This is a genomic window from Stenotrophomonas sp. 10N36 (genome assembly GCF_056395005.1).
The window spans coordinates 142,255-155,209 of record NZ_JBFTIS010000001.1; the positions used below are offsets into that span (position 1 = coordinate 142,255).

The 12,955-nt window shown below is 68.9% G+C and carries 12 protein-coding genes; 7 read left to right on the forward strand and 5 right to left on the reverse strand.

Annotated features, from left to right (window positions below; translation table 11 throughout):
* Positions 1-46 precede the first annotated feature (46 nt).
* A complete protein-coding gene (locus AC1DCJ_RS00595) occupies positions 47-457 on the forward strand; it encodes a c-type cytochrome (RefSeq protein ID WP_137189262.1) in 411 nt (136 codons plus the stop codon).
* A gap of 9 nt (positions 458-466) precedes the next feature.
* A complete protein-coding gene (locus AC1DCJ_RS00600; protein WP_038688828.1) occupies positions 467-928 on the forward strand; it encodes a c-type cytochrome in 462 nt (153 codons plus the stop codon).
* A 301-nt stretch (positions 929-1,229) separates the two neighbouring features.
* On the opposite strand, the gene AC1DCJ_RS00605 is transcribed toward AC1DCJ_RS00600, so the two are convergent.
* A complete protein-coding gene (locus AC1DCJ_RS00605) occupies positions 1,230-3,113 on the reverse strand; it encodes an ATP-binding cassette domain-containing protein (protein ID WP_478069846.1) in 1,884 nt (627 codons plus the stop codon).
* Between the two features lie 36 nt (positions 3,114-3,149).
* Positions 3,150-4,058: a LysR family transcriptional regulator gene (locus AC1DCJ_RS00610; RefSeq protein WP_478069847.1), complete on the reverse strand. Its 909-nt coding sequence runs from the start codon at positions 4,056-4,058 to the stop codon at positions 3,150-3,152.
* 210 nt (positions 4,059-4,268) lie between these two features.
* Here AC1DCJ_RS00610 and AC1DCJ_RS00615 point away from each other — a divergent pair, with 210 nt between their 5' ends.
* Genes AC1DCJ_RS00615 through dbpA form a run of 3 tightly spaced genes read left to right on the forward strand, consistent with a single transcriptional unit; the run spans position 4,269 to position 6,980 of the window.
* Complete coding sequence (locus tag AC1DCJ_RS00615) at positions 4,269-5,243, forward strand: YeiH family protein (RefSeq protein ID WP_478070115.1); 975 nt, start codon at positions 4,269-4,271, stop codon at positions 5,241-5,243.
* A gap of 27 nt (positions 5,244-5,270) precedes the next feature.
* Positions 5,271-5,555, forward strand: coding sequence for a hypothetical protein (locus tag AC1DCJ_RS00620; protein WP_137189258.1), 285 nt, complete (start codon positions 5,271-5,273; stop codon positions 5,553-5,555).
* 48 nt (positions 5,556-5,603) lie between these two features.
* The gene (gene dbpA / locus AC1DCJ_RS00625; protein ID WP_038688839.1) at positions 5,604-6,980 is read left to right on the forward strand and encodes an ATP-dependent RNA helicase DbpA; all 1,377 of its coding nucleotides are present in this window, start codon (positions 5,604-5,606) and stop codon (positions 6,978-6,980) included.
* Between the two features lie 241 nt (positions 6,981-7,221).
* Here dbpA and AC1DCJ_RS00630 read toward each other — a convergent pair whose 3' ends face one another.
* Positions 7,222-7,758, reverse strand: coding sequence for an adenine phosphoribosyltransferase (locus AC1DCJ_RS00630; protein ID WP_478069848.1), 537 nt, complete (start codon positions 7,756-7,758; stop codon positions 7,222-7,224).
* A gap of 307 nt (positions 7,759-8,065) precedes the next feature.
* Between AC1DCJ_RS00630 and AC1DCJ_RS00635 the strand changes: the two genes are divergently transcribed.
* Both AC1DCJ_RS00635 and AC1DCJ_RS00640 read left to right on the forward strand, forming a co-directional pair.
* On the forward strand, positions 8,066-10,492 hold the full coding sequence (locus AC1DCJ_RS00635) for a membrane-bound PQQ-dependent dehydrogenase, glucose/quinate/shikimate family (RefSeq protein WP_478069849.1): 2,427 nt from the start codon (positions 8,066-8,068) through the stop codon (positions 10,490-10,492).
* Positions 10,493-10,587: 95 nt separating this feature from the next.
* On the forward strand, positions 10,588-11,442 hold the full coding sequence (locus AC1DCJ_RS00640) for an IclR family transcriptional regulator domain-containing protein (protein ID WP_141058436.1): 855 nt from the start codon (positions 10,588-10,590) through the stop codon (positions 11,440-11,442).
* 89 nt (positions 11,443-11,531) lie between these two features.
* On the opposite strand, the gene pcaC is transcribed toward AC1DCJ_RS00640, so the two are convergent.
* Both pcaC and pcaD read right to left on the reverse strand, forming a co-directional pair.
* Entirely contained in the window at positions 11,532-11,924 is a 393-nt protein-coding gene (pcaC, locus tag AC1DCJ_RS00645; RefSeq protein WP_313243949.1) for a 4-carboxymuconolactone decarboxylase, read from the reverse strand.
* A gap of 244 nt (positions 11,925-12,168) precedes the next feature.
* Positions 12,169-12,945, reverse strand: coding sequence for a 3-oxoadipate enol-lactonase (gene pcaD, locus AC1DCJ_RS00650; protein WP_478069850.1), 777 nt, complete (start codon positions 12,943-12,945; stop codon positions 12,169-12,171).
* Positions 12,946-12,955: the final 10 nt, after the last annotated feature.

Here is a 12,955-nt window from a genome sequence, read left to right on the forward strand (position 1 = left end):
GTACCCCACGCCGGAACGACCAGACCCGTACACCGGAAAGGACATCATGCGCCCGCAGCCGCTCGCCGCTTGTCTTCTGGCCGTCCTCCTGCCCCTCGGGGCCGCCGCACAGGCCGCAACTGCTCCAGCAGTACCCGCCGCACCTGCCGCACCCGTACCCGCCCCTGCCGCTACCCCGCCCGCCCCCGCCGCTCCGGCTGGGCTGACGGGCAGTTTCGACAATGGTCGGGTCCTGGCCTACACCTGCCAGGGGTGCCACGGCATCACCGGCTACAAGAACGCCTACCCCAGCTACAAAGTGCCCAAGATTGGTGGGCAGACCCAGCAGTACCTCAGCCAGGCGCTGAGCGAGTACCGCCAGGGCAAGCGCAAGCATCCGACGATGCAGGCGCAGTCCATGAGTTTCAGCGAACAGGAGATCGCCGATCTCGCTGTTTACCTGTCCACCGTCAAGTAAGCACCGCCCATGACGAAAGCCGCGCCCTTCAAGCGTTATGCCATCGCCCTGTCCGTTGCCCTGCTGCTGGCTGCGTGTTCGCAGTCGCAGGTGGAAAACAGCGCAGATTCCGCCGCCGACCCGGGCCACGCCAGTGGCGAGCACGGGTCCGGCTCATCGGCCGGTCTACCCACCGGACGCATCGCCGCCGGCGAGGCCCGTGCCCAGGTCAAGGGCAAGGCCACCGGCCAGAGCTGCATCGACTGCCACGGCGCCGACGGCAACAAGCCGATCGACCCCACCTACCCGAAGCTGGGTGGGCAGTACGGTGACTACCTGGCCCACGCACTGCAGGCGTACCGCGCCGGCGACCGCCAGCACGCGTTGATGACCCCGCAGGCGACCGACCTGAGCGATCAGGACATCGCCGACCTGGCCGCCTACTTCGGCTCGCGCCCCACGCAATTGCGGGACCTGCACGGGTTGAAATGACCACGGTAGAGCCGACCGTTGGTCGGCTGCCTCCGTCCGCGCCATGAACCCCACCGGGTAGAGCCGACCGTTGGTCGGCTGCCCTCCGTCCGCGCCATGAACCCCACCGGGTAGAGCCGACCGTTGGTCGGCTGCCCTCCGTCCGGGCCATGAACCCCAAACCGGTAGAGCCGACCGTTGGTCGGCTGCCTCCGTCCGCGCTATGAACCCCAACCGGTAGAGCCGACCGTTGGTCGGCTGCCCTCCGTCCGGGCCATGAACGCCCGACCCAAGCCGGGCAGAGCCCGGCGCTACGGGCGCGTCACGCGTCCAGTTCTTCCCAGCGCGCGTACGCCGCATCCAACTCCGCCTGCACCTTGGCAAGCTTCGCATTGTGCGCCGCCATGTCCGCCGCGCTGCGCTGGTAAAACGCCGGGTCGTTCATCGCGGCGGTGAGGCCTTCGACGTCCTTCTCCAGGGTTTCAATCTTCAGCGGCAACTGTTCCAGTTCGCGCGCATCCTTGTAGCTCAGCTTGCGCTTGGCGGCAGCCGGCTCGGCCGGTGATGCCGCAGCCGAGGCCGCCGGCTTGCCCGCCACCACCGGTGCAGCGGCAGCCGCCGCCACGCGCGCGGCATGCTGCTGCCAGTCGCTGTAGCCGCCCACGTACTCGCCCACCACGCCGTCGCCTTCCATCACCATCGTGGAGGTCACCACGTTGTCGAGGAAGTCACGGTCATGACTGACCAGCAACAGGGTGCCCGCGTAATCGCTGAGCAGCTCTTCGAGCAGCTCCAGGGTTTCCACGTCCAGATCGTTCGTCGGTTCGTCCATCACCAGCAGGTTGGACGGCTGCGCGAACAGCTTGGCCAACAGCAGGCGGTTGCGCTCGCCACCGGACAGGCGGGTGATCGGCGCGCGGGCGCGCTCGGGCGAGAACAGGAAGTCCTGCAGGTAGGCATGCACGTGCTTGCGCTTGCCGTTGAACTCGATGAAATCGCGGCCTTCGGCCACGTTCTCGATCGCGGTCCAGTCTTCGCGCAGCACCGCACGGTACTGGTCGAAGTAGGCGATCTGCAGGTTGGTGCCGGCGCGCACTTCGCCGCTCTGCGGCTGCAGGTCGCCCAGCAGCAGCTTCAGCAGCGTGGTCTTGCCGCTGCCGTTGGGCCCGATCAGGCCAATCCGGTCGCCGCGCAGGATGACGGTTTCAAAATCCTTGACCATCACGCGTTCGCCAAAGGCGAAGGAGATGTCCTTGACGTCGATGACCTTCTTGCCGGAGTTCTCCGCCTGCGCCGCTTCCATGCGCACGTTGCCGCCGAGTTCGCGGCGCTGCGAGCGATCATTGCGCATCGCCTTGAGGCGGCGCACGCGGCCTTCGTCGCGGGTGCGGCGGGCCTTGATGCCCTGGCGGATCCAGATTTCTTCCTGCGCCAGCAGCTTGTCGAAGCGCGCATTTTCCTGCGCCTGCGCATTGAGGCGTTCTTCGCGGCGGCGCTCGTAGTTGGCCCAGTCGCCCGGCCAGCTGGTGACCTGACCCCGGTCGATTTCGACGATGCGGGTGGCCAGTGCACGCAGGAAGCGACGGTCATGGGTGACGAACACCACGCTGCCGTTCCAGTTCTTGAGGAACATTTCCAGCCAGTCGATGGCTTCGATGTCCAGGTGGTTGGTCGGTTCGTCGAGCAGCAGCAGGTCCGGCGAGGACACCAGCGCGCGGCCGAGCAGCACGCGGCGCTTCATGCCGCCGGACAGGCGCGCGAATTCGGCTTCGCCGTCCAGGTCAAGCTTGGTCAGGGTTTCGCTGACGCGCTGGTCCAGGCCCCAGCCGTTGGCAGCGTCGATCTTGGCCTGCACGGCCGACAAGGCATCGCCGTCGAACTCGTCGGCCATGCTCAGGTGATGGAACTCGGCCAGCCACTGGCCCAGCTCGCCCAGGCCATCGGCCACCACGTCGAACACGCTGCCGGCGGCACCGTGCGGGACTTCCTGTTCCAGGCGGGTGATGCGCACCCCCTGCTGCACGCGGACTTCTCCGTCGTCGGGCTTGTGGTCGCCGGACAGCAGCTTGAGCAGGGTCGATTTGCCGGCGCCATTGCGGCCGATCAGGGCGATACGCTCGCCCGGTTCGATCGACAGTTCGGCTTTTTCCAGCAACAGGGGGCCGCCGACGCTGAAGTCGACGTTTTGCAGAGTAATCAGAGGCATCCGACCATTGTACGGTGTGGCGGTGTGCGGCGTCGCTCAACCGGATGCAAAAGCGTCCGCGGCCAGCCCCAGCAGGGCGCGCAGCGGCGGCGGCACGTGCTTGCCGGGGTGGTGGACCACCCACAACTGGCGCGACAGCGGCGGCAACGGGGTGTCCAGGATGCGCAGGCTGCCCAGCGCCACCAGATCGGCCACCGCGTGCCGCGACAGGCAGGCCACGCCCAGCCCGGCGGCGGCGGCCTGTTTGATGGCCTCGGTGCTGCCCAGCTGCATGGCGCGGGCGAAGTGGTGCAGGTGCGGCAGCAACGCCTGTTCCACCGCCTCGCGGGTCCCCGAGCCGGGTTCGCGCAGCAGCCAGCGCGCGGCAGACAGGTCGGAAAGGTCGGGGCGGGCGCTCAGCGGGGACGCGGCGGCGGCCACGATCACCAGGGCATCCTGCTGCCACGGCAGCACGTTCAGCCCGCTCTCGTGACACGGGCCTTCGATGAGGCCCAGGTCGACCTCCAGCCGCTGCACCGCCGCGACCACCTCGGCGCTGTTGCCGATACGCAGGTCCACGTCCACGTCCACGTTCGGCTGGTCGGCCAGCAGGGCGGCGACCCGGGCGGGCAGCAGGTAGTTGCCGATGGTGGTGCTGGCCCCGATCCGCAGCTGCAGCGGTACCCCGGTGGCCGATGCCGGCCGCCCTGCCCCGGCCATCGCCTCCAGGTCCGCGGACGCGGCCAGCAGCCCGCGCGCCGGGTCCAGCAGGGCCCGGCCCTGCGCATTGAGGATCAGGCGGCGGCCAATGCGATCGAACAGCAGCGACGGCAACTGCGCCTCCAGTTCGTTGAGCGCCGCACTGGTGGCCGACTGCGACAACGCCAGCTGCGCGCCGGCGGCGGCGGTGGTGCCCGCGTCGGCCACGGCCACGAATACCTGCCATTGGCGAAGACTGATGCGCATGCGCGCATTAACCCATAAAACCGGTTGAAATCACATCAACAATGCGTTTTACAGGTTTATGGGCCAAGCGCAGGCTGGACGCTCCCTACATGGAGCCGCTTTGTGAACGCGTCCAGCCCCCGCCCTGCCCTGTTCCTGCCCGCCCTCGCCCAGCGCTGGCGCGGGCGCCTGCCCGGCCTGCTGCTGGCGGGCGGAGTCGCCCTGGCGGCGATGGCGCTGGCCACCCTGCCCTGGCTGCAGGCGCACGGCATCAGTGCCCTCACCCTGGCCATCGTGCTCGGCATCGCGCTGGGCAACAGTGTGTACCCGCGCATGGCGCCCCGGGCCGCGGCGGGCGTGGGCTTTTCCAAGCAGTGGCTGCTGCGCGCCGGCATCGTGCTGTACGGCCTGCGCCTGACCTTCCAGGACATCGGCCAGGTCGGCGTGGCCGGGGTGCTGATCGATGCGCTGGTGCTGGCCAGCACCTTCGGGCTGGCATGGTGGGCCGGCACCCGCTGGTTCGGGATCGACCGCACCAGCGCACTACTGATCGGCGCCGGCAGCGCGATCTGCGGCGCGGCGGCGGTGATGGCCGCCGAACCGGTGGTGCGCGGGCGTGCCGAACAGGTCACCGTGGCGGTGTCGACGGTGGTGGTGTTCGGCACGCTGGGCATGTTCCTGTACCCGGCGCTGTACCAGCTCAACCTGGCGCACGGCGTGCTGCCGATGAGCGAGGCGTTCTATGGCGTGTTCACCGGCTCGACCGTGCACGAAGTGGCGCAGGTGGTCGCAGCCGGGCGCGCGGTCAGCGAAGGGGCCGCCGATACCGCGGTGATCGCCAAGATGGTGCGGGTGATGATGCTGGCCCCGTTCCTGATCGCGCTGTCATTGCTGCTGGCCCGCGGCGGCAGCGCCCAGCCCGGAGCGACACGCGCGAAGATCGTGGTGCCCTGGTTCGCCTTCGGGTTCGTTGCGGTGGCCGGGTTCAATTCGCTGCACCTGCTGCCCGCCAGTTGGGTGGCCGTGGCCATCGAGGTGGACACGGTATTGCTGGCCATGGCCATGGCGGCGCTGGGGTTGACCACCCACGTTTCGGCGCTGCGTCAGGCCGGCATGAAGCCGCTGCTGCTGGCCCTGCTGCTGTTTGCCTGGTTGCTGGCGGGGGGCCTGGGTATCAACGTGGGCGTGCACGCGCTGCTGGGGTGAGCGCGTGCCGCATGCAACACTGGGGCGATGAAGCGTGAGCGCGTTCCCCCCGTCGATCGCCGCCGCCTGCACATCCCGTACCGGCTGGTGCTGGATCGCTATGGCGCCGTCGATGAAGCCGAAGACGACCTGATCGACCTGCTGCAGCGGGTGCTGGGCCCGGATGTCGCGGTCCGCTGGGAGCAGGATGTCAGCCACCCCAATCCCTGGTTCCACACGCTGATTCTGGATGTCAGCGACGGCCCGGGCGCGTTCAGCCATGCCCAGCACACCGCGTTGATGGAGGGGCTGCGGGCGCTGGATCTGGCCTGAGCAGCGCCGGCACACGCCCGACAGGCGGCGCAGCGGGTAGAATGCGCCATGAATGAATTCTCCGAACTGCCCCTGTCGGCCTCGCTGGCGGCGGGCATCGACGCGCTGGGCTATACCCAGATGACCCCCGTGCAGGCGCAGAGCCTGCCGGCGATCCTTGAGCGCCGCGACCTGATCGCCCAGGCCCCTACCGGCAGCGGCAAGACCGCCGCCTTCGGGCTGGGCCTGCTGCAGGCCCTGGACCCGTCGGTGATCCGCGCCCAGGCACTGGTGCTGTGCCCCACCCGCGAACTGGCCGACCAGGTGGGCAAGCAGATCCGCAAGCTCGCCACCGGCATTCCCAACCTGAAGCTGGTGGTGCTGACCGGCGGCATGCCGCTGGGCCCGCAGCTGGCCTCGCTGGAAGCGCACGACCCGCACGTGGTGGTCGGCACGCCCGGCCGCATCCAGGAGCTCGGCCGCAAGCGCGCCCTGAAGCTGGGCGGTGTCACCACGCTGGTGCTGGACGAAGCCGACCGCATGCTGGACATGGGCTTTGAAGAGCCGATCCGCGAGATTGCCGGGCGCACCAGCAAGGACCGCCAGACGCTGCTGTTCTCGGCCACCTACCCCGATGAGATCCGCGAGATCGCCCGCGTGCTGCTGCGCGATCCGGTGGAAGTGACCGTCCAGGGTGCCGACAACGCACCGGCGATTCGCCACCTGTTCTGCGAAGTGGACCTGGCCAGCAAGCAGAAGGCGCTGGCCGGCCTGCTGCTGAAGTACAACCCCGAATCGACGGTGGTGTTCTGCAATACCCGTCGCGACGTGGACGATGTGGCCAATTCGCTGCAGCAGTTCGGCTTCTCGGCACTGCCGTTGCACGGCGAAATGGAACAGCGCGACCGCGATGAAGTGCTGGTGCGCTTCGCCAACCGCAGCTGCAACGTGCTGGTGGCCAGCGACGTGGCCGCGCGCGGGCTGGACGTGCAGGACCTGGCGGCCGTGATCAATTACGAGTTGCCCACCGACATCGAAACCTACGAACACCGCGTGGGCCGCACCGGCCGCGCCGGCGCGTCTGGCTTGGCGGTGAGTCTGGTAACCGGCCGCGAGCGCAACCGCGCCGATGCGCTGGAAGCGGCGCAGGGCAAGCCGCTGGACTGGCAGAAGACCCCGCTGGCGACGGCCCGCCCCGCCGTGCTGCCGCAGGCCGCGATGGAAACCCTGCGCATCGATGGCGGCAAGACCGACAAGCTGCGCCCGGGCGACATCCTGGGGGCGTTGACCGGGGAAGCCGGGCTGTCGGCCAAGGTGATCGGCAAGATCGACATTTACGCCACGCGCTCGTACGTGGCGATCGCACGCGAGCAGGTAGGCCGCGCGATCGACCGGCTGGAAGCAGGCAAAATCAAGGGCCGCCGCTTCCGCGTCCGCCGCATGTAACGGGGTAGAGCCGACCGTTGGTCGGCTTGCGCACCACCCCGGTAGAGCCGACCGTTGGTCGGCTTCGACCATGTCGAACAGCCGGGCAGAGCCCGGCTCTACGCACCCACCCGGTAGAGCCGACCGTTGGTCGGCTTACGCCATGTCGAGCAGCCGGGCAGAGCCCGGCTCTACGTGCCCACCCGGTAGAGCCGACCGTTGGTCGGCTTACGCGATGTCAAACCACCAGCAGAGCCCGGCCTCAATACACCAGGTTGGCCAACAACGGCACATCGCCGTCCCAGCGCTCGCGTCCGCCCAGTCCGGCCAGTTCGACCAGTACCGCCGCGCCCACGACCTCCACCTGCAACTGGCGCGCCAGCGACAACGCGGCCAGCAACGTGCCGCCGGTTGCCAGCACATCATCGACCACCAGCACGCGCGCACCGGCCGGCAAGGCGTCGGCGTGCACTTCAATGGTGTCGGTGCGGTATTCCAGCGTGTACTCCTGCCTCAGCGTGCGGCCCGGCAGCTTGCCCGGCTTGCGTACCGGCACGAAGCCGACGCCCAGCACGCGCGCCATGGCCGCACCCAGGATGAAGCCGCGCGATTCGATGCCCATCACCGCCTGCAGGTTCGCCGTGCGCCACGGCTGCACCATCGCATCGATGGCCGCGGCGAAATCATCGCCATTGGCCAGCAGCGGCATGATGTCCTTGAACAGGATGCCCGGCTTGGGGAAATCGGCGATATCGCGCAGGCGGCCGGCCCAGGCGGGCGTGGCGGAAGACTCGGTCATGGGGCAGGCAACGAACGGGGTGGCATAGGGTAAACGCTTCGGCGCGGCACTGCCCGCCCGGCCATCCCGCTGCGTTGCTGCGTTCCATCGGTGGCACCGCGGGTTCACGCCTAAATCGCACAACGGTGCGATAATCGCCCTAACCGGTCGTTCACTCCGTTTCCGCGATAACCAGCGAAGCATTCCCACGCCCCTGCAGGGCAAGGGAATGCCGGGGTGTGATGGCCAACGGTCCCCGCCACGCATGGCGCGCGCGGGCCTGCCCGGTGCCGGTCGGTACCGGGTTTCCTGTAGAGGTTCATGCAACGTGGACGAGAACACGAAACCGTCGGCCCTGTGCCGCACCCTGGTGGTCCTGATTGGCATCGTGGTGATGCTGTTCGGCCTGGTTCTGCTGGTGGGCGGTGTGCGCCTGGCCCAGCTCGGCGGCAGCTGGTACTTCCTGCTGATGGGCGCCGCGTCGCTGGTGGCCGGCGGCCTGTTGGCCCTGCGTCGCCCGCTGGGCGCGCTGCTGTATGGGGTGGCGTTCGTCGCCACCGTGGCCTGGGCGCTGGCCGATGCCGGGCTGGAATTCTGGCCGCTGGTGTCGCGGCTGGTGATGCCCGCCGTGCTGGCGATGCTGGTCGCGCTGACCTGGCCGGTGCTGCGACGCAGCCGCGGCCAGCGCCCCGGGCGCGCGGCCTACGGCGTGGCCGCACTGCTGCTGGTGGGCCTGCTGGGCACGGCGGTGTCGGCGTTCCAGCCGCGCCCGGTGGTCACCGCGCAGGGCGCGTCACCGGCCGTGGTGCCGGTGGCCAAGGGCAGCGAGCAGCGTGATTGGCAGCACTGGGGCAACACCACCGCCGGCACCCGTTTTGCCGCGCTGGACCAGATCACCCCGGCCAACATCACCCAGCTCCAGGTAGCCTGGACCGCGCATACCGGCGACGTGCCGCAGAGCGATGGCTTCGGCGCCGAAGACCAGAACACCCCGCTGCAGATCGGCGACACCCTGTACCTGTGCACGCCGCACAACCAGGTGGTGGCGCTGGACGTGGACAGCGGCAAGCAGCGCTGGGCGTTCGATCCCAAGGCAACCGCGCCGAACTGGCAGCGCTGCCGTGGCCTGGGCTATTTCGACGCAGGCCAGCCGCTGGTCGGCGCGCCCACCGTGGCCGCCGCACCGAGTCCTGCCGCACCGGCCACGGTCGCCGCTGCAACGGCTCCGGCGCTGTGCGAGAAGCGCATCCTGATGACCTCGATCGACGCGCGCCTGTTCGCACTGGACGCCACCACCGGCGCGCCCTGCCCGGACTTCGGCGAGGGCGGCGTGGTGGATCTCAAGCGTGGCATGGGCGAGATCAAGCCCGGCTTCTACACGCTGACCGCCGCGCCCCTGGTGGCCGGTGAACTGGTGATCGTGGGCGGCCGGGTGGCCGACAACATCGAGGTCAACGAACCCTCCGGTGTGGTGCGTGCCTACAACGTGCGCAGCGGCGCGCTGGCCTGGGTCTGGGACCTGTCCCGGGAAACCCCGGACGTGCCGCTGGATCCGTCCATCCACTACACCCGCGCCACCCCGAACGTGTGGACCTCGATGGCCTATGACCCGCAGCTGGGCCTGGTCTACCTGCCCACCGGCAACACCACGCCGGACCAGTGGGCCGGCGAGCGCACCCCGCAGGACGACAAGTACAGCTCGGCCGTGGTGGCACTGGATGTGGCCACCGGCAAGGAACGCTGGGTCTACCAGACCGTGCACCACGACCTGTGGGATTACGACCTGCCCGCGCAGCCCACCCTGACCGACGTGCCCGATGGCAAGGGCGGCACCCTGCCCGCGCTGCTGCAGATCACCAAGGCCGGCCAGGTATTCATGCTCAACCGCGCCACCGGCCAGCCGATCACCGAGGTGCGCGACATCCCGGCACCGCAGGGCAACGCCGCGGGCGAGCGCTACTCGCCCACGCAGCGCCTGTCGGTGGGGCTGCCGCAGATCGGGGCGCAGACCCTGACCGAATCGGACATGTGGGGCGCCACGCCGATCGACCAGATGCTGTGCCGCATCCAGTTCAAGGGCTTCCGCTACGACGGCATGTTCACCCCGCCGGGCGAGGACCTGGCCCTGCAGTGGCCCGGTTCGCTGGGGGGCATGAACTGGGGCAGCGCGTCGGTGGATCCCACCACCGGCTACCTGTTCGTCAACGACATGCGCCTGGGCCTGTGGACCAAGCTCATTCCGCGCGCGGACATGACCGAAGGTGCCGGCGGCGTGGAAATGGGCGCAGCCTCGCAGACCGGCACGCCGTATGGTTCGCTGCGCGACCGCTTCCTGTCCAAGCTGGGCATTCCGTGCCAGAAGCCGCCGTTCGGCACGCTGTCGGCGATCAACCTGGCCACCCACCAGTTGGTCTGGCAGGTGCCGGTGGGCACGGTGAAGGACACCGGCCCGATGGGCGTCAAGATGCGCCTGCCGATTCCGATCGGCATGCCGACCCTGGGCGGTTCACTGGCCACCCAGTCGGGCCTGCTGTTCTTCGCCGGCACCCAGGATTACTACCTGCGCGCCTATGACAGCCGCACCGGCGAAGAAGTGTGGAAGGCACGCATGCCGGTGGGCAGCCAGGGCACGCCGATCACCTATGTGTCGCCGAAGACCGGTCGCCAGTACGTGGTGATTTCCGCCGGCGGCGCACGCCAGTCGCCGGATCGCGGCGACTACGTGATCGCTTACGCGTTGCCGGCCACGCGCTGAGCCACGCGCGCCACGGTCTTCCCACCGTGGCGCGCAGCTTCGCTTCGCCGCGTGCAGCCCTTACCATGCACGATCACCGAGCACGAACCACCGCCATGTCTGCCGCACCTCCCAGCCGTCGCCCCAAGCGCGCCCCTGCCCCGCCGCAGGATCGCGGGCTCAGCCACGAGCTGATGCAGCTGATCCAGGACAACCAGGGCGATCCGGATTTCATGACCTCCCTGGGTCGCGGGTTGGTGGTGCTGAGCGTGTTTTCGCAGCACCCGCGTGAAGTGACCATGTCGCAGATCAGCACCGAAACGGGCATCTCGCGCGCGGCGGTGCGGCGCGTGCTGTACACGCTGGAGAAGCTGGGCTACGTGGGCGAACAGGGGCGCGGTTTCGTGCTGCTGCCGCGCGTGCTGGGCATGGGCGGGGCGTATGTGGCGTCGTCGTCGATGACCGCGGCGGCGCAGCCGGTGCTGGATGCCCTGCGCGACGATGTGCACGAGTCGTGCTCGCTGGGCGTGCTGGATGGCGATGACGTGCTGTATGTGGCCCGCGCCGAAACTGTGCGGATCATGTCGATCGGGCTGCGCGCGGGCAGCCGCCTGCCCGCGTACTGCACCTCGATGGGCCGCGTGCTGCTGGCCGCGTTGCCGCACGACACGCTGGAAAGCTACCTGGAACGCAATCCGCTGCGGCCGCGCACCGAGCGTACCGTGACGCGCATGGACGAGTTTTTGGACACGCTGGAACGCGTGCGCCGCGAAGGCGTTGCGCTGGTGGACCAGGAGCTGGAGATCGGGCTGCGCTCGATCGCCGTGCCGGTGCACGCGCGCAGTGGTGCGGTGGTGGGCGCGCTGAACATCGGGACCCAGGCCGGGCGGATCAGCCTGGGGGTGATGCAGTCACAGCTGCTGCCACGGCTGCGGGAAGCGGCGCAGCGGTTGGGTACGTTGTTGCATTGAGGCGGGCTGCCGGCCAGCGGCCGGCGGTATCCGGTTTCGTTCGGGTGTGTCGGGTTGCCGGCCAGCGGCCGGCACTACCGGTGCTGGGCTCAGCGCGGTGGTTCGTTGGCTTGTTCTTCGAGGATCGGCTTGGCCAGCGCGAAGGCGTGGTTGGCGGCCGGTACGCCGCAGTAGATGGCGGCCTGCAGCAGCACTTCCTTGATCTCGTCCGGGGTGACGCCGTTGTTGCGCGCGGCGCGGATGTGCAGTTTGAACTCTTCGTCATGGCCCAACGCCACCATCATCACGATGGTCAGCAGCGAGCGGGTGTGACGCGGCAGGCCGTCGCGGGTCCACACCGTGCCCCACGCGGTACGGGTGATGAAGTCTTGGAATTCGTGGGTGAAGTCGGTGCGCGCCTGCAGCGAGCGCTCGACGTGGGCCTCGCCTAGTACGGCGCGGCGCACGGTCAGGCCGGCTTCGTAGCGTTCCTGTTCGTCCATTGGGGGATGCCTCGTTTTGGGTGGGGTGTACCGACCAACGGTCGGTACCTACGGTGTCTGGATGTACCGACCAACGGTCGGTACCTGCGGTGTCTGGATGTACCGACCAACGGTCGGTACCTACGGTGTATGGGCGTGCCGGTGACGATCGGTGTCTGGGCGTGCCGACCAACGGTCGGCACCTACGTGTGTGGGGGTGCCGGTCACGATCGGTGTCTGGGGTGTACCGACCGACGGTCGGTACCTACGATGTGTGGGCGGTCAGGGCGGCGGTGAATGCGTCGGCCGATTCGATGTTGCAGATGTGACGACCGGGCACGGCGACGGCGTGGCCGTGGGCGACCCCGCGCGCGATGGCCTGCAGGTCTGCGGGCGGGCAGACCGGATCGTCGTCGCCGGCGATGGCCAGGGTCGGCACGCCGATCTGTGCCAGCTGGTCACGGAAGTCCGCAGTGGCCACGGCGTGGCAGCAGCCGATGTAGCCGGCCACGCTGGTGGCGACAAAGCGCTGCAGGATGTCCTCTACCTGCGCCGGTTGCGCCGCGACGAACGCAGGCGTGAACCAGCGTTCGGCCGTGCCGTCGCGCAGTGGCAACAGGCCCTGCTCGCGCACCTGCGCGATGCGCGTCTCCCAACTCTCGGCCGTGCCGATCTTCGCGGCGGTAGCCGCCACCGTCAGCGTGTGCAGGCGCGTGCCGGCATGCACGCCCAGCCATTGCCCGGTCAAGCCACCGATCGACAGCCCGCAGAAATGGCTGCGCGCCACGCCCAGGTGATCCCACAGGGCCAGTACGTCCGCGCCCAGGTCGGCCACGCTGTACAGGCCCGGCGGCGCGCTGGAGTGGCCATGCCCACGGCGGTCATAGCGCAGGATCCGGAACCGCCCCGACAAGGCGGCCACCTGCGGGTCCCACATGTGCAGGTCGGTGCCCAGCGAGTTGCAGAAGGTCAACCACGGCGCATCGTGCGGCCCGTCAATGCGGTAATGCAGGCGATGTGTGTCAAGCTCGAGAAAGTCCATTGCACCCCTC